Raw genomic sequence first — 22,003 nt, 5'->3', positions numbered from 1 at the left:
GTTAGACCGTCTTCCAGCTATCTATCGTCGAGATGGCGCTCGAGATTGCCTGGAAACCATTGATCGCTGGCTGCACGCTCTTTCTAATGCTGACGTTCGCAGTCGCGACATACCGAAGCTGTTGGATGGGTTCCTCGAATTGGCTGACGACCGCACGCAGCCCCTCGATACTGCGGAGCTCAGCGAGAGTTCGCTCAAGTTGGTCTTCGGCAGAAGCGAGATTCAACGAACGGAGCTCCTCAGCGACGGCTCGAAGTCGAGCATCAGTCGAAACCGCCGTCGCCTCGAACTCTCGCCCCAGCTGCTCAAGATTTAGCGCAGGAGTTTTGAGATCGTGAGCTAGGCGTACCGCAGCTGCTTGCTTCTGGGTGGTTGTGAGCGTCTTACCCTCAATTCCGTTCGCAGCTGCAGTAGCCGCCGATGTGAAGTCGGTCATCACGCCCGGTATCTGACCGGTGAGTTCAGTCAGACGTTCGATATCCTTCGACAGCTCAAGAGAATCAGCTACAACGACATCATCATCATCAGGTTCGCCGAGTCCGACGACAGTAGCTATCGCAGATTCCTGTTCAGCGAGGTGAGTTTCTGCAAGCTGGAGAGCTTCCTCAAGATGCTTCACCATCTCGTAGATGGCACGCCGCCACTCGGCGGAGTCATAACCGGCGAGCCAGGCAGGTTCGACGTTCTTGTAGTTCAGCTGCTCAACGATCTGCACTTCCTCGCGATCGTCTTCAGGCGATATCCGCTCAGCGCCCGTGAGAACGATTGGAAGGATGAGGCGCGTTACGCCAAGGTTCTTCGCGTTCTCATGGAACAGGAGCAGCTCTTCCTTACAGGCAGGACTTTCGAAGTATCGCTGCGAAACGATAGGGATGAAGAACGTGGCGCCCTTGACGCTCCCTGAAATACTCGCGCGCCAGTCTGCACCCCAGCCGATGGACTCCCTATCCAAGAAGATCTTTAGCCGTCTGCCCGTCGACGCATGAAAACGCTGCTCGAGGTCAGTTTTGATCTGGTCTACGACATTGGCAAACCCGGCGTTATCCGCTCGGTTGTAACTAATGAATCCCTGAACTTCAAGTTCGGCGTCTTCGCTCATCTTTCGACGGTACCGACGATCGTCGCGTCTCACTCGTCCCTTAACTGGTTACAGATCGACTACGCCGCAAGGGTCCAATCGCGCGAGCTGGCGAGAAGCCGCACGATGTCTCCACCTGTCACACGGCCGTCGTTGACGATGAGGAACCCGGATCCACCCGTGTAGGAGCCGATCGAACGACGTCGGATCGTCCGGATGTGCGCGGGCACCTCGATTTCGCAAAATTCGGTGTCGATCGCGCCTGTAATTGAGTCAATGACGTCGACCGTGCGCCATTCAATCTGCTCGGGCACAGCGACTTGCTCCCAGTACCGCCTCACGAACACCCCGGAGCGAACTCCGCCGTTCTTGGCGGGCACCTGAATGATTGGGCGGTACCGAGCACCGGTGTGTCCGACAACCGTTCTGCTGCGTTTTACGGCCATCGGGCGAGCGAGCTTCCGCAGATGACGCTCGACGATCACCGCATCAGATTTCTCGCCCGAAACCTAGGATCGAGACCATGCGCGAAGCACTGACTTGTCAGTCGACCACAGCCCCGCTTCTTTCGATCCTAATGTGTCCGATAATGCACATTATGTCAACAAAGCAATTCCGTCCCTTCTCATCGCCGCGCCTCCACCTCACGATTCCGTCACAGAGCACGTGCCACCGCTGACCAACTCGTACGGCGAAGACGTGAAACGCAGATCACTCCTCGCGGCGCCTGTCGCATGCGCGCTGATGGTCGCGCTGACCTCGTGCGGTCCAGCAGTGATCGGCACGCTCGGAATCGCCCGTCAGGACGACGGCTCGCTCACCGTGATGATTCGCATCTGCGAGGAATCCGTCGATTCGATCGCACTGAGGGCGATCAATTCCTATCCGGTTCCCGAACATGACAAACCCGATGACGGCCGGTGGGCGAGCGTGCGTGACGAGCTCGCGCCACTTCCCACGACAGTGATCGACTCGGTGGACATCCCTCTCCCCTTCGAGGAAAGCTCAGTTCGGTCCGACATCCTCTACGAGCTCATGGCGTACGGTCAGAACGGCACTGCCCACTCTGCGTACTTCAGCGCAGCCGATCTCGCGGCCGTCGAGCCTGGATTCGTCCTCACGCCCGCTGTGCGAGCGAGCAGCGACGCCGTCCTCACTCCCCCGGAGTTCGAGTCCCGCGCCGGTGAAGCGTGCTCGTGACGCGCACCGGAACTCAGAACTCCTCGACGATCCCGATGATGACGCCCGCGGGTCCGCGCACGTAGCAATAGCGACAGACATCCTCGTAGCGCGCGATATCGCCGACGAGCCGCGCGCCGTGCGGGTTGAGGTTCTCGAGAGTCTCGTCGAGAGAATCCACGACGAAGGTCAGTCGCGGGATTCCCGTGACGTTGACCGGGGCGTCCGGCATGCCCGGCTGCACGGCAGGGTTGTGGAAGGTCGACAGCTCGACGCGACTCTGACCATCCGGCGTACGCACGACCGCGATATCCGTCTGCACGTCGTCGAGCGCGAGGAGACGGTCTGCCCACTCCCCGCTCACCGACGCACGCCCCTCGACCTCCAGACCGAGTGCGACGAAGAACGCGACCGCTGACTCGAGGTCGTCGACGACGTACCCGACGTGATCCATGCGACGAACAGCCATGAGTGCCGCTCCCCTCAGCGCGAGAACGTCACGTGGATGACGCCGCTCTCGGCGACCTCGGAGGTGACCTCGTATCCGAGATCGAACTCCCGCAGGTCGTCCCATAGCCGCACACCGCGTCCGAGCACGATGGGAACGATACCGACGTGGAGTCGATCGACGAGCCCCGCGGCGAGGAAGTCGCGCGCGACGCTCACTCCCCCTCCGATACGGATGTCCGCTCCGCCGGCCACCTCATGGGCACGCGCGAGCACATCCGCCGTCGACGTCGCGAGGAACTCGAATCGGGTCCCGTTCGCGAACTCGAGCGGCGGACGCTCGCGGTGCGTCAGTACGAACACCGGAACATGGAACGGAGGCTCGTCTCCCCACCAGCCCCGCCAGTCAGGATCGTCCGGGTACGTGTGCAGGCCGAACATCGCGGCTCCCATGATCTCCGCGCCGATATCGTCGAAGTACGCCGACGCGTAGCGATCATCGACTCCGGTCGTGCCCGCACCCGACGTGTCGTGCAACACGCGCTCGTGAAAAGTCCTGGTCGCGGCGTAATCCGCGACGAGCCGCCCCCAGTCCTCCCCCATCGGGTCCTCCGGGGTCTGACCTGTCGGCATCGCCACGCCGTCGAGCGAGATGTTGAGATCGATACGAACCGCCATGGTGGCCTCCGGGTGCGTGTGGTCGTGGGGTCGAACCTGCCAGACGGCGGTTCCGTCGTCAATCGGCATCATCGCAAGGCAGAGCAGTGAGAGCATCTAGTCGAGGATGACGAGCTGCTCCGTCGCTCGCGTCATCGAGACGTAACGGTCGACGGTGCCCTCGATCCCCGCCCCGAACGCGGCAGGATCGACGACGATGACGAGATCGAACTCGAGCCCCTTCGCGAGCTCGGGCGTGAGCGAACTCACACGATCGGTCGCCGCGAAGGTCTCGTCACCGATGACGCACGCGACCCCGTCGGGGTGCGTGTCGAGCCACTCGCCGAGGAGATCCGAGAGCTCTGCGATGACTCCGCGGCGCACCGGTCGTCCGCTCCGGCGAATCGATGTCGGCACGTTCGCATCGGGCAGCTCGGCCCGGATCATGGGCTCTGCGGCCTCCATGACCTCTTCCGGCGTGCGGTAGTTGATGGTGAGCGACGCGAGATGGATGTCGCGGAGGCCGACACGCTCGAGTCGCTCGATCCACGTCTCGGTGAAGCCGTGTCGCGCCTGCGCTCGATCTCCGACGATCGTGAAGCTTCGCGACGGACAGCGTCGGAGCAGCATCTGCCACTGGGCGTCGTTCAGTTCCTGCGCCTCGTCCACCACGATGTGCGCGAACGGTCCGGCGAGAAGGTCGGGCATCGCCCGGGGAACCACGTCCTCGTCGACGAGGGAGTTCTTCGTGTCCTGCCCTCGCAACATCGACATGAGCAGCAACTCCGAATCGTCGGCCGCGATCAAGTCGTCGATCACCCGATCACGTTGCTCCTGATCCGCGGCGAGGGCCGCGGCGCGCAGATGTGCACGCTTCTCCGCTTCCGGGTCGCCGAACCTTTGTCGGGCCGCATCGAGCAGCGGAAGGTCGGCGTCGGTCCATGGCCCTCCTCGCGTCCGCCACAGGAGACCGCGCTCGACGTCATCGAGCACCGGCGCGCACTCCCGGAGGTAGTCGGGCGCAGCCCAGAGGTCGGCGACGATTCCGGCGGGATCGAGGAGGGGCCAGGCGCGCGAGAATGCCGCGCGGAGGTCGGCATTCTTCGCGATGATGCTCCGAGCGCGGTCGCTCGGCACCTCGTCATCCAGCCCCTCCGCAGCGATCGCGATGAGCTCGTCCCAGACCTGCTCGCGGGCGTCGTTGTGAGAGGCATCCGGCTCGGCGGCATCGAAGGCGACGGCCCAGTCGCTCGCACTCAGCCACACGTCCGCCCACGGTGTCTCGACGAGAACGCCGTCGCGCGGAGGCTGTTCATACCGCTTGACGGCGCGCGCGATGACGTCGTCCGCATTGAGTGATTCCTTGAGCCTCGCGACATCCGCGTCGGCCTCGACGACCGCACCTGCTCCCTCCACGACGAGGTCGCGCAGCGTGCACGTCTGAACGCCCTCTTCGCCGAGGTTCGGCAGCACGTCCGACACGTAGGCGAGGTACGGCTGGTGCGGCCCGACGACGAGCACTCCCCCGCGCCGGGCGTCCAGACGCGGATCCGAGTAGAGAAGGTACGCGGCCCGGTGCAGCGCGACGACCGTCTTACCCGTACCCGGTCCGCCGTCGACGACGAGAGCCCCTCGAGACCCCGCTCGGATGACGGCGTCCTGGTCGGCCTGGATCGTGCCGAGCACATCGCGCATGCGCGGCGACCGGCTCTGGCCGAGGCTCGCGATGAATGCCGACTGATCGTCGGGCGACGCCGCCTCCGATGCCTCCTCGAAGCTGAAGACCTCGTCCCAGTAGTCGCTGACGAGTCCGCGCGTCCAGCGATAGCGGCGCCGACTGACCACGCCGAGCGGATGCGCGAGCGTCGCCGCGAAGAACGGCGCCGCAGCCGGAGCACGCCAATCGATGAGCAGACGTCGCCCATCGCGGTCGGTCAGACCGAATCGCCCGATGTAGAGCGGCTCAGGATCGTCGGCCGTCACGATCCGGCCGAGGCAGGCGTCGAGGGTGAATCGCCGGAGAACGCGAAGGCGTGCCGTGAGGCGATGGATCTCGATGTCTCGATCCATCGCCTGCTGCCCGATGCCTCCGGCCGAGCGCCGCTCGATCGCGAGCCGGTCGACGAGCTCGGAGACCGACTGTTCCCGACACTCCGCGATGGCCTGGAAGTGCGCCTCATCGGCTTCGATTCGAGCAGGCTCACGCTTCGCGCTGAGCCGATCAGGGAGGTCGAAGGCACGGGTTCCGGTCGTCACGATCGACAATTCTGTGCCTCCGTGGGGGCCTTGCGGCAAGCCCCTCCCCCGACGTTAAACTGGACGTGCAGGCACACGGTCGCGCCCTCCCGCCGTCTCGATAGACTCGGCGGGTGACCACCACCACCCTCCTCGAGTTGCCCGTCGGGCGATCGGAGGTTGTCGGCGCCCTTCACGCCGGTCCGAGAGTCAGCCCCCTTCCTCGCTGATCACGAGCGCCAGCGCTCGCTTCGTCACCACGCACTCGTGTCGTTGTGACGCCTCTTCTCTCCGACCTCTCGCCGACCGCTCGTCGCGCGTCGGCATGTTCTCAGGACTCTCCTCATGCAGAAACTCACCCTGGACGACCTTCGATCCAGCTTCATCAACACGTCGCTCCGCGAGCGACAGTCGATCACTCCCCCGTCCGACGTCGACTCGATCGACTGGGACGGCCTCGACTTCATCGCCTGGCGCGACCGCAAGCTCGCCGATGTGGGCTACGTCGTCGTCGAGATCGACGGCGTCCCGACGGGGGCGCTGCTCCGTCGCGCCTCGGGACAGGTCCGCTCTCGGCCGCAATGTTCATGGTGCGAGGACATCCACCTGCCGAACGACGTCATCATGTTCATCGCCAAGCGCGCGGGCCGCGCGGGACGCATGGGCAACACGATCGGTACGCTCGTGTGCGCCAACTTCGAGTGCTCGACGAACGTACGTCGGCGGCCCCCGCTCGCCTACGTCGGCTTCGACGTCGAGGCCGAGCGTCGCCGCCGAATCGCCGTGCTCTCCGAGCACGTGCGCGACTTCATCCGAGACGTGGCGACCGACGCCTGACCACGCGGTGGCCGTCGTCGATCACCGGCGGCGGCCCCGCAGCGCATCGATTCCTGCTGCCGCGAAGGCGACGATGGCGCCGATACCGAGCCAGAGACCCGCGACCGCGGGCTGGACGGCGACGTCTCCCGCCGGTTCCGGGGTCGTGAGATAGCCGACGGATGACACGCCGGCGACGACGCCGACGACGGTGAGCGACAGCTGGCGGATGAGCCCGCGCAGCAGTCGACGGTCTCGGTGGTCGGCGAGCAATCGAATGTTGACGTTCAGATCGCCGGTCTCGAGCGCGTGCCCGATGCGGTCGATGCGCCTCGGCAGACGCCTGACGCCGGGCAGCAGTGCGAGGAGCTCGGTGGTCAGTGTCTCGCGGAGCCTCCGCGGAGACATCTGATCGCGGATCTGCTCGGCGGCGAGAGCCCGGGCCTCTTCGAGGATGTCGAAGTCGGGAAGCGTCGAACGCAGTGACCCCTCGAGCACCGCGAAGCCGCGTCCGGCGGCGATGAGCTCGGCGGGTACCGACATGCCGTAGCGCACGAAGATCGCGACGGCGGCGTCGACCGTGGCCACGCTGATGCGCGCACCCGGGCCCAACTCGAACGCCACGAACGCACTGAGCTCTCGGCGGAACGCCTCCTCGTCGGCACCGTCACGGAGACGCGCGAGGGTCAGCAGGCCGTCGGCGATGAGTTGATTGTCGGATTGCAGGTAGGCGATGAGCAGCTCCTGCACCGACTCGCGCAGCTGCAGATCGAGTCGACCCACGGATCCGAAGTCGACGAGAGCGGGCTGGCCGTCCGGCAGGATCATGATGTTGCCGGGGTGGAGGTCGGAGTGGTAGATGCCGTCGAAGACGATCTGACGCACGAACGAGCGCAGCACGGAGCGCAGTGCGGGTGCGACCTCTGCTGACACCGGGCCCGGTCGCTTGTTGATCGCGGTGATCGTGTCGCCCTCGAGGAACTCCATGACGAGCACGCGCTCGCTCGAGAGCGACTCGACGAGTTCGGGAAGACGGATGTCGTCGCTGCGCCCACCCCGCGCTTGCATCGCTCGGAGGGCGGTCAGATTGAGTGCCTCCAGGCGGAAGTCGAGCTGACGAACGAGGTCGGCGCCGTACTGCTCGGCCACCTGGCGAATGCCGAGCATGCGTGCTTGCGCCGACGTGCGGTCGATGAACGAGACGAATCGGAGTGCGATGTCGACGTCGCGCTCGACCTCGGGTGCGATTCCCGGGCGAAGGATCTTGACGGCTACTGTTCGGCCGCTCGGTAACGTCGCCCGATGGACCTGACCGATCGAGGCTGCCGCGACGGGCTCGCTGTCGAAGTCGAGGAACACCTCATCGAGAGGAGCACCGAAATCCGTCTCGAGCATCGCACGCACATCGACCCACGGCGCGGGTGCCACGTCGCGTTGCAGATGGGACAGCGCCGTCACGTACTCGTGCGGGAGCAGATCGGACCGCGTCGAGAGAACTTGGCCGAGCTTCACGAACGCGCCGCCCGCTTGCTCGAGCGCTCGGCGCAGGCCCTCCGCTTGCTCTGCACGCAGGTCGGCCGTGGCGAGATCCGTCGTGAAGTCGAGTTTCCGCCAGGGCAGCAGGCCATTGCGCCGAGCGATCCTCGCGAGTTCGGCGAAGCGGCGACCCCGCCCGAGCGATGCTCGCTCTTTCGGTCGCGAACTGCGGTCTTCCGCGAGCGTGAGGCCCGGTCCGGGCAGACTCCGTGCGCTCACTCTGGCCTCCGATTCGACGTGCCGGTCGGCGGGTTCCGACTCCGCACACGATAGTCCTCTGCACCGACAGGCCGCCCAGCTTCGCGTCATCCGGCTAGCGTTGTGGCATGACTGACACGCCCCACCGTCCCGTCACGCTCGTCACCGGCGGCAGCCGCGGCATCGGCGCCGCCATCGTGCGTCGCCTCGCCCGCGACGGGCACGACATCGCCTTCACCTACCGCGACCGACGGGATGCCGCTGAGGAGGTAGCCCGTGATGCACGCGAGCACGGTGCGCAGGTCAGCATCCACCGCGTCGACATGGCGGACCTCGCCGACGTGCTGTCGCTCCTGCCCGCTGTCCTCGCCGAGTTCCCTGCCGTGACCGGCCTCGTCAACAACGCCGGCATCACGGGTCGAATCGGAGGCTTCCTCGACGTCGACCTCGCCGAGACACGCGACGTCCTCGAGATCAACGTGCTGGCACCGCTCGCTCTCAGTCAGGCGGCCATCGCTCATATGTCCACCGCACGCGGCGGTCGCGGCGGGTCGATCGTCAACATCTCGTCGGGAGCGGCGACGACGGGAGCCCCGGGCACGTACGTCCCCTATTCGATGAGCAAGGCGGCGCTCAACATGCTCACCGTCGGCCTCGCCAAGGAGTTCGGCCCCGAGGGAATCCGCGTGAACACCGTCTCACCCGGAACGACTCACACCGACATCCACGCGGCCGCCGGCCGTCCCAACGCGCCCGCAGAGCGCGCCCCGAACATCCCCCTGCGCCGAGCCGGCGAGCCCGAGGAGATCGCGGGAGCCGTCTCGTACTTGCTCAGCTCCGACGCGTCCTACACGTCGGGCACCGACCTGCGCGTGACCGGAGGCAACTGACGCCTTCAGTGACGGTGACGACCGAGTTTCTCGATCCGCTCCTCCGACGCCGGCATGCCGAGCTCGCCGAGGGGGCCGTCGTTCGCCGGGAGCGGCAACCGTTCATCGGTCGGGCAGATCAGCACGAAGTCGTGGGACGACCGGTCGATCGCATGCTCGAACATGGGATGACCACACACGGGGCACGGGTCGGAGCTGGTGGGTCGTTCGATGGCGTCGTTGCCTGACATGCCGTCATGGTACGCCCGTGGAGGTTCGCGCGACAGCGTCGAGTGGCTCAGCGCGAGTGGAAGCCCGACTCGACGAGCGACGCCAGTGCATCGACCGCCTCGTGCGCTTGACCGTCCGCCGAAGCGATCTCGGCCGACATGCCCTTCACGAGACCGAGCGACATAATGCCCAGCAGGCTCTTCGCGTCACGCCCGTTGACCGTGATGTGGGCGTTGAAGGTGCCGGCGAGACGCACGAGCTCCGCGGCGGGCCGGGCGTGAAGCCCCTCGTCGTTGATCAGCACGACGGTGCGGCGGTACACATCGGCCGCGAGCTCGGGAGCGCTCTGCAGAGGTTCGAACGCGTCGAGTGAGCCGCGTGCGGCGGCTGCGACATCGTCGACGTCTCCCCCGCTCTCGGCCGAGACGGCCGCGGCGACCGCGCCCTCGACGAAGGGAGCACGAGCGATCCTCACTCGATCGCGTGATTCCGCGGAGAGGAAGTCGAGGACGGACTCCGCCGTGAGGATCGCCGAGCCGAGGTCGCCGAGCACGACCGCTCCGTGGCCGTCGTCCGCCTGCTCGAGGGCCGCCATGACGCGCTCGAAGCTCGTGCCGATGGCATCCGAGCCCGATCCCTCGCGTCCGCCGGCAGCCACGATCCGCACGTTCGGCGCCATCTGGGCGGCGAGTTCGACGAGGCCGGTGGCCAGGTGCTCACTGTGCGAGACGACCACGATCCCGACATCTCCCGCTCGACCCACGATCTGCCTCTCCACTCGAGTGCTGTTCCCCTCCCACGGTACGCGCCTCCGCGGGCGCGCGACCCGTTATGCGGATGTCGCCCGCACCCACTGATCGAGCTTCGCGGTCGCGGCGCCCGAATCGATCGTCGTCGCGGCGACCGCCATCTTCTCGGCGAAGCGCTCGAGGATGTTGCGCTGAGCCTCATCCGGATTCCGGGCGAGATCGAAGGCGACGAGACCCGCAGCAGCGTTCAGGAGCACGATGTCGCGAACGGGACCTTCCTCACCCGCGAATGTCCGGCGCACGATCTCGGCATTGTGTGCGGCGTGCCCGCCCACCAGATCCTCGATTCGAGAGCGAGCGATACCCAGGTCGCGGGGGTCGAGGTCGTGCTCACGAACACGACCGAGCGACACCTCCCAGATGTGGCTGTGGCCCGTCGTCGTCAGCTCGTCGAGGCCGTCGTCGCCCCGGAACACGAGGGCGGTCGCTCCGCGCGTCTGGAACACGCCGACGATGAGGGGGACGCGATCCAGGTGGGCGACGCCGACGGCGGACGCCTCGGGGCGGGCCGGGTTGCAGAGCGGGCCGAGGAAGTTGAAGACCGTCGGCACACCGAGTTCCTTCCTCACGGCGGCGGCGTGCTTGAAACCCGGGTGGAAGGCGGCCGCGAAGGCGAAGGTGATGCCCGCCTCGTCGAGAACGGCCGCGACTCGCTCGGCGGGAAGCGCGAGATCGATGCCGAGTGCACCGAGGACGTCGGATGACCCGGAGGCCGAGCTCGCCGCGCGGTTCCCGTGCTTGACGACGGGCACGCCCGACGCCGCGGCGATGATCGCCGACATCGTCGAGACGTTCACCGTGCCGAACCGGTCGCCGCCCGTGCCGACGACGTCGAGGGCCATCGGATCGACGGAGAGGGGCACGGCGTGATCGAGGATCGCGTCGCGGAACCCGACGATCTCGTCGACGGTCTCCCCCTTGGCGCGGAGGGCCACGAGGAACGCCGAGAGCTGCGCGGGAGTCGCGAGACCGAGCATGACCTGCTCCATGCACCACGCGGCGTCGCCGACACTCAGATCTTCTCCGGCGAGGAGACTGGTCAGGACGGCGGGCCAGGAGCGCGAGTCGAGCATGGGGACGATCCTACTGGCCCCATCTCACAGGGGATTCCCGGCCGATTCTCGGCGCTACTTAGGTTCACCTAAGCAACTTCGCATCGACACGGGGTACCGGGGTGGGCAAAAAACACGCGCTCTTTCGGCCATAATGGAGGGGTGACGAGCACCTTGACACCACCCCGCGCGACAGCGCCCGTGATCAACCGTCCGAACAGCGTCGCGGTCGGTACGATCGTCTGGCTCGGTAGCGAAGTCATGTTCTTCGCCGGCCTCTTTGCGATCTACTTCACGCTCCGTTCGACGTCTCCCGAGCTGTGGGAGTTCGAGGCGAACCGCCTGAACATCCCCTTCGCGGCGATCAACACGACGATCCTCGTGGCGTCGTCGTTCACCGCTCAGTTCGGTGTCTTCGCCGCTGAGCGCATGCAGCCCCGCGCGACCGGCTGGAAGCCGACGCAGTGGGGCCTCGTCGAGTGGTTCATGCTGAGCTACGCGCTCGGCGCCGTCTTCGTCGCCGGTCAGATCTGGGAGTACGCGACCCTCGTCTCGGAGGGCATCGCCCTCGACTCGAACGCCTACGGCTCGGCCTTCTACCTCACCACCGGATTCCACGGTCTTCACGTGACAGGCGGTCTGATCGCCTTCCTCCTCGTGATCGGACGTGTCTTCGCGGTCAAGAACTTCGGACACAAGGAGGCGACGAGCGCCATCGTCGTCTCGTACTACTGGCACTTCGTCGACGTGGTCTGGATCGGCCTGTTCTTCGTCATCTACATCCTCAGATAGTGAGCAGGAGTCACCCCTTCAGCATGGCCGGGAACAGGAAAGCAATGACCAACTCGAAACGACGCACGGGACGCCGTCATCCGCTCGCCACCGTGGCGCTGCTCGCACTCGGACTCCTCTTCACGGGTGGTGCGTACGCTGCGATCAGCGCGGGCACCTCCGCGCAGGCGGAGATCGACGGCAACTCGCAGCAGACCATCGACGAGGGCAAGAAGCTCTTCCAGGCGAACTGCGCGACGTGCCACGGTCTCTCCGCTCAGGGCACCGACGAAGGCCCGAGCCTCATCGGCGTCGGCGCCGCCTCGGTCGACTTCCAGGTCGGAACGGGCCGCATGCCCATGCAGATGTCCGGCCCGCAGGCCGAGCAGAAGCCCGTCCAGTTCACGGATGACCAGGTCAAGCAGCTCGCGTACTACGTCGCGTCGCTCGGCCCCGGCCCCGACATCCCCGCGGACCACCTCGTCAACGGCGGCGGCGACGCCGCTCTCGGTGCCGAGCTCTTCCGCATCAACTGCGCCATGTGCCACAACGTCGCCGGCGCCGGTGGAGCTCTCACCGAGGGTAAGTTCGCTCCCCCGCTGACCGACGTCTCCGGCGTGCACATCTACGAGGCCATGGTCACCGGCCCGCAGAACATGCCCGTGTTCAACGACCTGAACATCTCGCCGGAAGACAAGCGCGACATCATCACGTACCTCAAGTACGTACAGGACAACCGCTCGCCCGGTGGCTTCGAGCTCGGCTCGCTCGGCCCCGTCGCAGAGGGACTGTTCATCTGGATCTTCGGCCTCGGGACGATTGTGGCGATCACTGTGTGGGTCACCGCGAAGTCGAACTAGCCGGTACTGAAGAAGCTTAAGAAGGAGAACCATGGCACAGGACGACAACAGCGGTAAGGACATCGCCGCTGCGGGCTCGTCGCACGCCGAGCACGGCCCCGAGGTTCCGGTCGGCACGGCCGTGATTTCGGCTGACGCGTTCGAGAACCCGGGCTTCCCGGAGCACCGCAAGCGCGTCACCGACATCGACCCGAAGAAAGAGAAGTCGGCGGAACGAACCGTCTACACCCTCTTCTACATCTCCATCGTGGGAAGCATCTGGGCGATCATCGCCTACATGATCTTCCCGATGGAGTCGAACAACGTCGGCGAGGTTCGCCTCAACAACATGTTCGTCGGGCTCGGAATCGCTCTGGCTCTCCTCGCCGTCGGCTTCGGCATCGTGCACTGGGGCAAGTCGCTCATGCACGACGTCGAGAAGGTCGACGAGCGCCACCCCGTTCGCGGAACCGACGAGACGCGCGCCGCAGCGGTCGAGATCTTCCGCGTCGCCGACGAGGAGTCGGGCTTCAGCCGTCGTTCGATGATCCGCAACAGCCTCATCGGTGCTCTCGCGGCATCGGCGCTTCCCGCCGTGGTCCTGTTCCGCGGCTGGGCTCCTCAGGACCAGCTTCCGGTCGAGCTCCTCAGCCACACCATGTGGAAGCGCGGCACTCGCCTCGCCATCGACCCGAGCGGCGTTCCGATCAAGGCGTCCGACGTCACGATCGGTAGTGCGTTCCACGTCATCCCCGAGGGTCTCCAGGACATGGAGCACGGCCGCCTCGAAGAGAAGGCCAAGGCTGCCGTCCTCCTCATGCGTCTCGACCCGAAGGACCTCAACGAGGCTCCCGACCGCGTCGACTGGTCGTACGACGGCATCGTCGCCTACTCGAAGATCTGCACGCACGTCGGCTGCCCCGTCGCACTCTACGAGCAGCACACCCACCACCTGCTGTGCCCGTGCCACCAGTCGCAGTTCGACGTGACCGAGCACTGCGCGGTCATCTTCGGACCCGCGGCCCGGCCGTTGCCTCAGCTGCCCATCACCGTCGACGACGAGGGCTACCTCGTCGCGCGCAGCGACTTCACCGAACCCGTCGGTCCGAGCTTCTGGGAGCGTCATTGAGCACCGCAACCACCGTCAACGCTCCCCCGAAGAAGAAATCGGGCGGATTCACCGGCGCGGCCGCGAACTACATCGACGAGCGCACGAGCATCTCCGGACTCGTCAAGGAGCTCGGTCGTAAGGCCTTCCCCGATCACTGGTCGTTCCTCCTCGGTGAGGTAGCGCTCTTCAGCTTCATCGTCATCCTGCTGTCGGGAACGTTCCTGACGTTCTTCTTCCAGGCGTCGATGGCCGAGATCCACTACGAGGGCTCTTACGTGCCCCTCAAGGGAATCGAGATGTCGGTCGCCATGGCGTCGACGCTCGACATCTCGTTCGACGTACGCGGCGGTCTTTTCGTCCGTCAGATGCACCACTGGGCGGCTCTGCTGTTCGTGGCGGCCATCGGTCTCCACATGCTCCGCATCTTCTTCACCGGTGCGTTCCGCAAGCCGCGCGAGATCAACTGGGTCATCGGTTTCGTCCTCTTCATCCTCGCGATGGCCGAGGGCTTCACCGGCTACTCCCTCCCCGACGACCTCCTCTCGGGCAACGGTCTCCGCATCATCGACGGCATCATCAAGGGAATCCCGCTCGTCGGCACCTGGATCTCGTTCCTCCTGTTCGGCGGAGAGTTCCCGGGCACGGCGATCGTGGGCCGCTTGTACACGCTGCACATCCTGCTGCTGCCCGCGTTGCTCGTCGCGCTCATCGCGATCCACCTGGTGTTCGTCGTCGTGCACAAGCACACGCAGTACGCAGGACCGGGCAAGACGCAGCAGAACGCGGTCGGCCCGCCCATCCTCCCGGTGTACGCCGCGAAGGCCGGTGGCTTCCTCTTCATCGTCTTCGGTGTCATCGCGCTCATCTCGTCGCTGTTCACGATCAACCCGATCTGGAACTACGGACCGTACGACCCCTCGCCGGTGTCTGCCGGCACCCAGCCCGACTGGTACATCGGCTTCGCCGACGGCGCCCTGCGATTGATCCCGCCGCACTGGGAGTTCGTGCTCTTCGATCGCACGTGGTCGTTCAACATCCTCGTGCCGCTGATCGCGATCGGTATCTTCATCGTCCTCGCGCTGATCTACCCGTTCATCGAAGCGTGGGTCACGGGCGACAAGCGCGAGCACCACATCGCCGACCGTCCCCGCAACGCCCCGACCCGTACGGCCATCGGTGCTGCAGGCGTCACGTTCTACGCCGGCCTCTGGGCGGCGGCGAGCTCCGACATCCTGGCGACGCACTTCATGCTGACGATGGAAGGCGTGATCCACGCGCTGCAGGCCATCACGTTGCTGGGCCCGATCCTCGCCTACTTCGTGACGAAGCGCGTGTGCCTCGCGCTTCAGAAGAAGGACCGCGAGATCGTGCTGCACGGTTTCGAGTCGGGACGCATCGTGAAGCTCCCGGGCGGCGAGTTCATCGAGGTGCACCAGCCCCTCGACGAGTACGACCGTTGGCGCCTGGTCAGCTTCGAGAGCTACGAGCCGCTCATGATCCGCCCGAACGCGCGCGGCAAGATCGGCCCCGCTCAGCACCTCCGCGCAGCGCTCTCGCGCTGGTTCTTCGAGGACCGCATCGCTCCGGCGACGAAGACGGAACTCGAGCAGAACCACCACGGCGAGCACTGATCGTCACAGCATTCGGGCACCGCATGATCGGTTCGGCTTCGGCCGACCGGCTGCGGTGCCCGACCTGTTTCCGGGCGCTCTCCCCCACGGATGACGCAGGACGAACCTTCGGCTGCGATTCGGGGCATCGCTTCGACGTGAACCGTCGCGGCTACATCTCGCTCCTCGGTCCGAAGCGCCCCGCGTTCATCGCCGATTCCGCGGAGATGCTCGACGCCCGGGCGACGTTTCTCGCTGCCGGACACTATGCGCCGATCGCGGACGCGGTCGGGTCTGCCGCCGCATCGCGTTCCGAGCAACGTACCGAGAGCACGATCGTCGCCGATCTCGGCTGCGGCACCGGATACTACTCAGCGGCCGTCCGTGCCGCGCTGCCGAACGCGGAGTTCATCGTCAGCGACCTCTCGCCCGAGGCCGTGCGACGCGCCGTACGCGGCATTCCCGATTCCCTCGGGCTCGTCGCCGATATCTGGGCGCCGCTTCCCCTCGTGGATGACGGCATCGACGTCATCCTCAATGTCTTCGCTCCGCGTCACGCGTCCGAGTTCCTGCGCGTTCTGCGGCCGGGCGGTACCCTCGTCACCGTCGTGCCGACGGAGCATCACCTCACCGAGCTGCGAGAGTCGGGTCACGCGATCGAGGTGCAGCCCGACAAGGCCGACAGAGTCATCGCGTCGTTCGGCGGCTTCGCGCTCGAGGACCGCACGAGAGTCGAGTACTCCATGGATCTCGACGAATCCGACGTCGAACACGTCATCGCGATGGGGCCTTCTGCCCATCACCGCTCCCCCGATGCGGCGTCGTTGCCGTCTCGTGTGACGGTGAGCGTCGACGTGCTGACGTTCGTGAGCGGATCGCTCGAGTGAGACGTCTCCCCGCGCGAGCTCGAGTCATCTGACCCGGTAGTGGTAGCCGTCGGCCTCTGCGAAGCCGGCCGCCGCGTAGAGTGCGCGGGCCGGGGTGTTCGACGCGACGACCTGAAGACCGATGGCAACGACATCACGCTCTCGCGCTGCGTCCCGAGCCGCGCTGATGAGTGCGCGGGCGATTCCCTGCCGTCGTGCCTCCGGACGCACCGCCATGCAGCTGAGTACCGCGACGTCATCGATGACGGTGAGGCGCGCAGTACCCACCACGGCGGACGGCAGCGCGGCGGAGAGGTAGAGCGATGGAGTGCGCTCGAGGATGCGCTTCACCTCAGCGGCGTACTCCGCCCGGCCGTCGACCCCGACGTAGCAATCGAACCAGTCCGCAGCGCATTCAACCGAGACGTTGACTCTCACGCGCGCGCGGTCCGCGCCGGCCGATACGCAGAGCACGAGGTCATCGTCGACGACGTACTCAGCAGAAAGCCACGACCTCACCCACAGGGGCGAGGTCGTGGCGAATGCTGCTGAGAGAGTCAGCGCGCGAAGTTACCGCGGTAGTACTCGAACACCCAGCCCACGAGGCTGATGAAGCCGACGCCGAGGGCGATGAAGCAGATCCAGAAGCCCACGGCAAGACCGAGGAAGAGCAACGCAGCCGAACCTGCGAGCAGGATGGGCCACCAGCTCCACGGGCTGAAGAACCCGAGCTCGGCGTCACCGTCGTCGATGTTGGCATCGACGCGGTCCTCGGGCAGCTCTCCACCCTGGGCCGAGTGCACACGTCCGACGTAGAACGCGATGAAGCCGGCGAGGATCGCCGAGAGGGCCATGGAGACGGTGCCGACCCACTCGGGGTGATTGTTCCCGTCAGCGAAGAACGTCCAGACGCCGTAGACCGCGGCCGACAGCAGGAAGAAGACCGCAAGCACCCAGAACAGAACGACATTCGTGCGCATGCTACTTGACCTTTTCCGAGTCGATGTCGTACGTCGGGGCGTCGGGAGCGTCCTTCGCGGGACCGATTCCGACGGGGATCCCCGCTTCAGGGTGGTTCAGGTCGAATGCCGGACGCTCCGAACGGATGCGCGGGATCGACGTGAAGTTGTGGCGAGGCGGCGGGCAGCTCGTCGCCCATTCGAGCGACGCTCCGTAGCCCCACGGGTCGTTGACCGTGACCCGCGGAGCGCGTCGTGCGGTCAGGTAGACGTTCAGGAAGAACGGGATGAGCGAGACGGCGAGGATCATCGCGCCGATCGTCGACAGCTGGTTCATCCAGGTGATGTTGTCTTCCGGCAGGTACGAGTAGTACCGGCGGGGCATGACGACCACACCGAGCCAGTGCTGGATGAGGAACGTCGTGTGGAAGCCGATGAAGAGCAGCCAGAAGTGCCACTTGCCGAGCTTCTCGTTGAGCATCTTGCCGGTCCACTTGGGCCACCAGAAGTAGAAGCCGGCGAACATGGCGAACACGACCGTGCCGAAGACGACGTAGTGGAAGTGGGCGACGACGAAGTAGGTGTCAGAGACGTGGAAGTCGAGCGGGGGCGACGCGAGGATGACACCGGTCAGACCACCGAAGACGAACGTGATGAGGAAGCCGAGCGTCCAGATCATCGGCGTCTCGAACGTGACCGACCCTCGCCACATCGTGCCGATCCAGTTGAAGATCTTCACACCCGTAGGCACCGCGATGAGCATCGTCATCAGTGCGAACCACGGAAGGAGCACCGAACCGGTGACGTACATGTGGTGGGCCCACACCGTCACGGAGAGGGCGGCGATCGCGATCGTCGCGTAGACCAGCGTCTTGTATCCGAAGATCGGCTTGCGGCTGAACACCGGCAGGATCTCCGACACGATGCCGAAGAACGGCAGCGCGATGATGTACACCTCGGGGTGTCCGAAGAACCAGAACAAGTGCTGCCAGAGGATGACACCGCCGTTGGCAGGGTCGTAGACGTGGGCGCCGAACACGCGGTCAGCAGCAGCGGCGAGCATTGCCGCGGCGAGCACCGGGAAGGCCATGAGCACGAGGATCGACGTCACGAGGGTGTTCCACGTGAAGATCGGCATGCGGAACATCGTCATGCCCGGAGCGCGCATCGTGATGATCGTCGTGATGAAGTTCACGCCACCGAGGATCGTTCCGAAGCCCGAGAGGCCGAGGCCGATCATCCAGAGGTTTCCACCGATACCCGGTGAGAAGGTCGTCGACGCGAGTGGCTGATACGCGAACCAACCGAACGATGCCGCACCCTGCGGGGTGAAGAAGCCGGCGACGGCCATGAGCGAACCGAAGTTGAACAGCCAGTACGAGAAGGCGTTCAGTCGCGGGAACGCGACGTCGGGGGCACCGATCTGCAGGGGCATGAGCGCGTTCGCGAAGCCGAAGAAGAGCGGCGTCGCGAACATGAGAAGCATGATCGTGCCGTGCATCGTGAAGAGCTGGTTGTACTGCTCACGCGTCTGGACGATCTCGAGGCCGGGCTCGAAGAGCTGTGCGCGGATGATGAGTGCCATCACGCCGGCGATGCAGAAGTAGATGAACGACGTGATGAGGTACATGTAGCCGATGACCTTGTGGTCGGTCGACGTGATCCACTTCACGAGGATGTTGCCCTTGCGCTCGACTTTCGACGAGCCGGGCGGAGCCGTCCGGGGAGCTGGTGCTGTCGTGGTCATGGCGGCTTAGTGCTCCTCTTTCAGCTCGGGCGCGCCCGTGCCGGGCAGATTCGTGTTGCGGTCGTACTCGCTCGAGAGCTGGCCTTCCTGGCCCAAGTCGCGGAGGGACTGGATGTAGTCCTCGTACTCGGCCTCGGAGACGACCTCGACGTTGAAGAGCATGAGCGAGTGGTACTCGCCGCACAGCTCGGCGCACTTGCCGGCGTACGTTCCCTCGCGCTCGGGGATGACGGACATGATGTTCGTCTTTCCCGGGTACATGTCCTTCTTGTAGAGGAAGTCGACGACCCAGAAGGAGTGGATGACATCGCGCGATTCGAGCTCGATCTCGATCTTCTTGCCGACGGGCAGGTAGAGCGTGGGCAGCACCGACTGGTCGATCGAGCCGGGCTCGCCGTTCGGGTCGAGCTGCGCCTGGATGCCGGGCGAGTAGACGTCTTCGTCGACGTAGTTGAAGTCCCATGCCCACTGCTTGGCCACGACCTCGATGGTCACGTCGGGCTCGTCGAAGCGCGCCTCGATGGCCGCCTGGTCACGCGCGGTGAAGGCGAAGAAGCCCAGGACGAGGATGAGCGGCACGACCGTGTAAAAGATCTCGATCGGCATGTTGTAACGCAGCTGAACGGGAAGGCCGGTCTGGCCCTTGCGGCGGCGGTAGGCGATGACGGCCCAGATCGTCAGACCCCAGGTGATGAGGCCGACGATCAGCAGGACGATCCAGGACGTGACCCAGAGTCCGGCTACTCGCTCGGTGTTGTTCGTGACGGGGGGCTGCCCCTCTTCGAATCCCGGCAGGAAGCCGTTGAGCTGAGCCTGCGTGCACCCGGCGAGTACAAGACTGAGTGTCGCCGCGATCGGAATCGCAGCCCATCGGAGACGGCGGTTGTTGCGCACCGGTGACCTTTCGGAGGACTCGGGGGCGCTTCACAGGGAAGCGCCATGATCTCGTTCTAGCCTACTCCGACTCTGTGCCGCACATGTGCACCCCGCGCGGATGTCGCCGTTTCGCGAGCCGCCCCCGAACCCCGGAAACACCGGACGGGAGGCCGCTCTGCGGCCTCCCGTCCGGGGAAGAAAATCGTTCTGAAACTCAGTGGAACGAGTCTCCGCACGCGCAGCTGCCCTGAGCGTTCGGGTTGTCGATCGTGAATCCCTGCTTCTGGATCGTGTCCTCGAAGTCGATCGTCGCTCCGTCGAGGTAGGGCACGCTCATCTGGTCGATGATGACCTCGACACCGCTGAAGTCGACGACGGCGTCGCCGTCGAGGTATCGCTCGTCGAAGTAGAGCTGATAGATGAGGCCGGAGCAGCCGCCGGGCTGAACGGCGACGCGCAGGCGCAGGTCGTCGCGACCCTCCTGCTCGAGCAGGCTCCGCACCTTCGACGAGGCGTGCTCACTGAGCAGCACGCCGTGCTCGGCGGTGGAAGTAGCCGTGATCTCGGGGCTGTCGGTCTGAGTCATGACACTCCTCGGTAGTTCGGTCGCTCGCGGGACGCGCGCGGATTTCGTCAGTCTAAACCGTGAAACACGGAGATCGGCCTGTGCATTCCCTACTCGTTCGCTGCGGAGTCCAACCGGGCGAGGAAGAGCGCTTCCGACAGCACGGCGCGGCGGAACACCCCGAGGTGGAGCGACTCGTTCGGACTGTGCGCACGCGAATCGGGGTCTTCGACTCCGGTCACGAGGATCTGCGCCGACGGGAACACCCGCACGAGGTCGGCGATGAACGGGATCGAGCCACCGACACCGATGTCGACGGGCTCGCGGTCCCAGGCATCCGCCATCGATTCGCGCATCGCCGCCACGGCCCACCCGCTCGTGTCGACGAGGAACGGCTGACCGGTGTCGACGTCGTCGATCTCGATGTGCGCACCGAAGGGAGCGTGTGCACGGAGGTGCTTCTCGAGCGCCTCGAACGCCTCGGCGGCGTCCTGCCCCGGGGCGATACGTGCGCTGACGCGCACCGAGATCGACGGCGACAACGTGTTCGACGCGTTCGCGACGCTCGGTGCGTCGATTCCCGTGACGGTGATGGCCGGCTGCGCCCAGATGCGCGAGAGGATGCTGCCGCGCCCGATCGGCATCACGCCGTCGAGGAGTCCCGCCTCGTCGCGCAGCTGCTCCTCGGAGTAGTCGGGCGTCTCGAACTCGGTGCTCGTGAGGCCGTCGACGGCGACGGCGCCCTCGTCGTCGTGGAGCGTCGCGAGCAGACGGATGGTCGCGAGCATGGCGTCGGGCACCGGTCCGCCGAACATTCCCGAATGCGACGCGTGAGAGAGCGTCGACACGGTGAGGCGGAGTGTGACGTTGCCGCGCAGGGCGACCGTGACCGCGGGGGTGTCGATGTCCCAGTTGTTCGAGTCGGCGACGATGATGACGTCGGCCTCGAGCGCCTCGCGGTTCTCGGCGAGGAAGTTCGCGAACGATCGCGAACCGAACTCCTCCTCGCCCTCGACGAAGAGGACGATTCCGAGGTCGGGGTCGCCTCCCCCGACCTCGAGGAGCGAACGGATGGCAGCGATGTGCGCCATCACGCCGGCCTTGTCATCCGCCGAACCGCGGCCGTAGAGCCGCTCGCCGACGACCGTCGGCTCGAACGGGGGCGTCGACCAGTGCTCGTCGTCGCCGGGCGGCTGAACGTCGTGGTGCGCGTACAGCAGTACCGTCGGGCGTCCGTTCTTTGCCTCTCGGCGGGCGAGTACGGCCGGCTGGCCCTGCTCCCCCGACTCGGTCGCCGCACGACGGATCTCGACGGTGTCGAACACCTCGAGGCCCCGCGCGAGCTCGGCGACGGCCTCGGCGCTCGTCGCGACATGGGCGGCGTCGAAGGCGGCCCACGACACCGAGGGGATGCGGACGAGACGCGAGAGATCGGCGATCGTGCGCGGCAGCCCGAGCTCGACGGATTCGCGGATGGCGGAATCGAGCGGGTGAACTTCGGTCGGCAGGGTCTCTGTCATGCGGGTAATCTTAAGGGAACCGAATCCGAGGA

23 protein-coding genes are annotated in these 22,003 nt (G+C 65.7%); 8 read left to right on the top strand and 15 right to left on the bottom strand.

Annotated elements, in window-relative coordinates; translation table 11 throughout:
* Position 1: 1 nt before the first annotated feature.
* Entirely contained in the window at positions 2-1,099 is a 1,098-nt protein-coding gene (locus BJ972_RS03245; RefSeq protein WP_129174147.1) for a toll/interleukin-1 receptor domain-containing protein, read from the bottom strand.
* Between the two features lie 59 nt (positions 1,100-1,158).
* Positions 1,159-1,563: a hypothetical protein gene (locus tag BJ972_RS03240; RefSeq protein WP_129174145.1), complete on the bottom strand. Its 405-nt coding sequence runs from the start codon at positions 1,561-1,563 to the stop codon at positions 1,159-1,161.
* A gap of 94 nt (positions 1,564-1,657) precedes the next feature.
* On the opposite strand from BJ972_RS03240, the gene BJ972_RS03235 reads away from it, so the two are divergent.
* Complete coding sequence (locus BJ972_RS03235; protein ID WP_179419914.1) at positions 1,658-2,278, top strand: hypothetical protein; 621 nt, start codon at positions 1,658-1,660, stop codon at positions 2,276-2,278.
* Between the two features lie 13 nt (positions 2,279-2,291).
* Here BJ972_RS03235 and BJ972_RS03230 read toward each other — a convergent pair whose 3' ends face one another.
* From BJ972_RS03230 to helR, 3 genes are all read right to left on the bottom strand, one after another.
* Positions 2,292-2,726, bottom strand: a complete 435-nt coding sequence (locus BJ972_RS03230) for a VOC family protein (RefSeq protein WP_129174141.1) — start codon at positions 2,724-2,726, stop codon at positions 2,292-2,294.
* A gap of 14 nt (positions 2,727-2,740) precedes the next feature.
* The gene (locus BJ972_RS03225; RefSeq protein WP_129174139.1) at positions 2,741-3,382 is read right to left on the bottom strand and encodes a dihydrofolate reductase family protein; all 642 of its coding nucleotides are present in this window, start codon (positions 3,380-3,382) and stop codon (positions 2,741-2,743) included.
* A 96-nt stretch (positions 3,383-3,478) separates the two neighbouring features.
* Entirely contained in the window at positions 3,479-5,620 is a 2,142-nt protein-coding gene (gene helR, locus BJ972_RS03220) for an RNA polymerase recycling motor ATPase HelR (RefSeq protein WP_206736510.1), read from the bottom strand.
* A gap of 321 nt (positions 5,621-5,941) precedes the next feature.
* Here helR and BJ972_RS03215 point away from each other — a divergent pair, with 321 nt between their 5' ends.
* Positions 5,942-6,433, top strand: coding sequence for an FBP domain-containing protein (locus tag BJ972_RS03215; RefSeq protein WP_129174129.1), 492 nt, complete (start codon positions 5,942-5,944; stop codon positions 6,431-6,433).
* Between the two features lie 21 nt (positions 6,434-6,454).
* On the opposite strand, the gene BJ972_RS03210 is transcribed toward BJ972_RS03215, so the two are convergent.
* Positions 6,455-8,167, bottom strand: coding sequence for an ABC1 kinase family protein (locus BJ972_RS03210; protein ID WP_164989911.1), 1,713 nt, complete (start codon positions 8,165-8,167; stop codon positions 6,455-6,457).
* Between the two features lie 107 nt (positions 8,168-8,274).
* On the opposite strand from BJ972_RS03210, the gene BJ972_RS03205 reads away from it, so the two are divergent.
* Positions 8,275-9,036, top strand: a complete 762-nt coding sequence (locus BJ972_RS03205) for an SDR family NAD(P)-dependent oxidoreductase (protein ID WP_129174125.1) — start codon at positions 8,275-8,277, stop codon at positions 9,034-9,036.
* Positions 9,037-9,041: 5 nt separating this feature from the next.
* Here the strand turns inward: BJ972_RS03205 and BJ972_RS03200 are convergent, their stop codons facing one another.
* The 3 genes from BJ972_RS03200 to trpD form a co-directional block, all read right to left on the bottom strand.
* Positions 9,042-9,266 carry a hypothetical protein gene (locus BJ972_RS03200; protein ID WP_129174123.1) on the bottom strand — a complete coding sequence of 75 codons (225 nt, stop codon included), beginning with the start codon at positions 9,264-9,266 and terminating at the stop codon, positions 9,042-9,044.
* Positions 9,267-9,313: 47 nt separating this feature from the next.
* Positions 9,314-10,009 carry a dihydroxyacetone kinase phosphoryl donor subunit DhaM gene (gene dhaM / locus BJ972_RS17635; RefSeq protein ID WP_241830778.1) on the bottom strand — a complete coding sequence of 232 codons (696 nt, stop codon included), beginning with the start codon at positions 10,007-10,009 and terminating at the stop codon, positions 9,314-9,316.
* A 66-nt stretch (positions 10,010-10,075) separates the two neighbouring features.
* Positions 10,076-11,128 carry an anthranilate phosphoribosyltransferase gene (trpD, locus tag BJ972_RS03190; RefSeq protein ID WP_129174121.1) on the bottom strand — a complete coding sequence of 351 codons (1,053 nt, stop codon included), beginning with the start codon at positions 11,126-11,128 and terminating at the stop codon, positions 10,076-10,078.
* Between the two features lie 141 nt (positions 11,129-11,269).
* Here trpD and ctaE point away from each other — a divergent pair, with 141 nt between their 5' ends.
* Genes ctaE through BJ972_RS03165 form a run of 5 tightly spaced genes read left to right on the top strand, consistent with a single transcriptional unit; the run spans position 11,270 to position 16,325 of the window.
* Positions 11,270-11,899 carry an aa3-type cytochrome oxidase subunit III gene (gene ctaE, locus BJ972_RS03185; protein WP_129174119.1) on the top strand — a complete coding sequence of 210 codons (630 nt, stop codon included), beginning with the start codon at positions 11,270-11,272 and terminating at the stop codon, positions 11,897-11,899.
* A 44-nt stretch (positions 11,900-11,943) separates the two neighbouring features.
* Positions 11,944-12,738, top strand: coding sequence for a cytochrome bc1 complex diheme cytochrome c subunit (gene qcrC / locus BJ972_RS03180; protein ID WP_129174117.1), 795 nt, complete (start codon positions 11,944-11,946; stop codon positions 12,736-12,738).
* Positions 12,739-12,769: 31 nt separating this feature from the next.
* On the top strand, positions 12,770-13,846 hold the full coding sequence (qcrA, locus tag BJ972_RS03175; RefSeq protein WP_129174115.1) for a cytochrome bc1 complex Rieske iron-sulfur subunit: 1,077 nt from the start codon (positions 12,770-12,772) through the stop codon (positions 13,844-13,846).
* The gene (gene qcrB / locus BJ972_RS03170; RefSeq protein WP_129174113.1) at positions 13,843-15,459 is read left to right on the top strand and encodes a cytochrome bc1 complex cytochrome b subunit; all 1,617 of its coding nucleotides are present in this window, start codon (positions 13,843-13,845) and stop codon (positions 15,457-15,459) included. The genes qcrA and qcrB overlap by 4 nt, the downstream gene beginning before the upstream one ends.
* A gap of 23 nt (positions 15,460-15,482) precedes the next feature.
* Positions 15,483-16,325, top strand: a complete 843-nt coding sequence (locus BJ972_RS03165; protein ID WP_129174111.1) for a methyltransferase domain-containing protein — start codon at positions 15,483-15,485, stop codon at positions 16,323-16,325.
* Between the two features lie 24 nt (positions 16,326-16,349).
* Here the strand turns inward: BJ972_RS03165 and BJ972_RS03160 are convergent, their stop codons facing one another.
* The 6 genes from BJ972_RS03160 to BJ972_RS03135 form a co-directional block, all read right to left on the bottom strand.
* Positions 16,350-16,823 (bottom strand): GNAT family N-acetyltransferase, encoded by a 474-nt coding sequence (locus BJ972_RS03160; protein ID WP_164989910.1) that lies wholly within the window; start codon positions 16,821-16,823, stop codon positions 16,350-16,352.
* A 38-nt stretch (positions 16,824-16,861) separates the two neighbouring features.
* Positions 16,862-17,284, bottom strand: coding sequence for a cytochrome c oxidase subunit 4 (locus BJ972_RS03155; RefSeq protein ID WP_129174107.1), 423 nt, complete (start codon positions 17,282-17,284; stop codon positions 16,862-16,864).
* A 1-nt stretch (position 17,285) separates the two neighbouring features.
* Positions 17,286-19,010, bottom strand: a complete 1,725-nt coding sequence (gene ctaD / locus BJ972_RS03150) for an aa3-type cytochrome oxidase subunit I (protein ID WP_129174105.1) — start codon at positions 19,008-19,010, stop codon at positions 17,286-17,288.
* Between the two features lie 6 nt (positions 19,011-19,016).
* On the bottom strand, positions 19,017-19,904 hold the full coding sequence (gene ctaC, locus BJ972_RS03145; RefSeq protein WP_129174103.1) for an aa3-type cytochrome oxidase subunit II: 888 nt from the start codon (positions 19,902-19,904) through the stop codon (positions 19,017-19,019).
* A 196-nt stretch (positions 19,905-20,100) separates the two neighbouring features.
* Positions 20,101-20,472 carry a HesB/IscA family protein gene (locus BJ972_RS03140; protein WP_129174101.1) on the bottom strand — a complete coding sequence of 124 codons (372 nt, stop codon included), beginning with the start codon at positions 20,470-20,472 and terminating at the stop codon, positions 20,101-20,103.
* An 89-nt stretch (positions 20,473-20,561) separates the two neighbouring features.
* The gene (locus tag BJ972_RS03135) at positions 20,562-21,971 is read right to left on the bottom strand and encodes a dipeptidase (protein ID WP_129174099.1); all 1,410 of its coding nucleotides are present in this window, start codon (positions 21,969-21,971) and stop codon (positions 20,562-20,564) included.
* Positions 21,972-22,003: the final 32 nt, after the last annotated feature.

The organism is Agromyces atrinae (genome assembly GCF_013407835.1).
GTDB lineage: Bacteria > Actinomycetota > Actinomycetes > Actinomycetales > Microbacteriaceae > Agromyces > Agromyces atrinae.
The sequence above is the reverse complement of the archived record's forward strand: the minus strand, read 5'-3'. Positions and strand labels throughout refer to the sequence as shown.

Bases quoted from the DNA above. Each gene is read 5' to 3' on its own strand.
- BJ972_RS03245 (WP_129174147.1), bottom strand. From the start codon at position 1,099: ATGAGCGAAGACGCCGAACTTGAAGTTCAGGGATTCATTAGTTACAAC.
- BJ972_RS03230 (WP_129174141.1), bottom strand. From the start codon at position 2,726: ATGGCTGTTCGTCGCATGGATCACGTCGGGTACGTCGTCGACGACCTC.
- BJ972_RS03225 (WP_129174139.1), bottom strand. From the start codon at position 3,382: ATGGCGGTTCGTATCGATCTCAACATCTCGCTCGACGGCGTGGCGATG.
- BJ972_RS03215 (WP_129174129.1), top strand. From the start codon at position 5,942: ATGCAGAAACTCACCCTGGACGACCTTCGATCCAGCTTCATCAACACG.
- BJ972_RS03205 (WP_129174125.1), top strand. From the start codon at position 8,275: ATGACTGACACGCCCCACCGTCCCGTCACGCTCGTCACCGGCGGCAGC.
- BJ972_RS03200 (WP_129174123.1), bottom strand. From the start codon at position 9,266: ATGTCAGGCAACGACGCCATCGAACGACCCACCAGCTCCGACCCGTGC.
- trpD (WP_129174121.1), bottom strand. From the start codon at position 11,128: ATGCTCGACTCGCGCTCCTGGCCCGCCGTCCTGACCAGTCTCCTCGCC.
- qcrC (WP_129174117.1), top strand. From the start codon at position 11,944: ATGACCAACTCGAAACGACGCACGGGACGCCGTCATCCGCTCGCCACC.
- qcrA (WP_129174115.1), top strand. From the start codon at position 12,770: ATGGCACAGGACGACAACAGCGGTAAGGACATCGCCGCTGCGGGCTCG.
- BJ972_RS03165 (WP_129174111.1), top strand. From the start codon at position 15,483: ATGATCGGTTCGGCTTCGGCCGACCGGCTGCGGTGCCCGACCTGTTTC.
- BJ972_RS03155 (WP_129174107.1), bottom strand. From the start codon at position 17,284: ATGCGCACGAATGTCGTTCTGTTCTGGGTGCTTGCGGTCTTCTTCCTG.
- ctaD (WP_129174105.1), bottom strand. From the start codon at position 19,010: ATGACCACGACAGCACCAGCTCCCCGGACGGCTCCGCCCGGCTCGTCG.
- BJ972_RS03140 (WP_129174101.1), bottom strand. From the start codon at position 20,472: ATGACTCAGACCGACAGCCCCGAGATCACGGCTACTTCCACCGCCGAG.
- BJ972_RS03135 (WP_129174099.1), bottom strand. From the start codon at position 21,971: ATGACAGAGACCCTGCCGACCGAAGTTCACCCGCTCGATTCCGCCATC.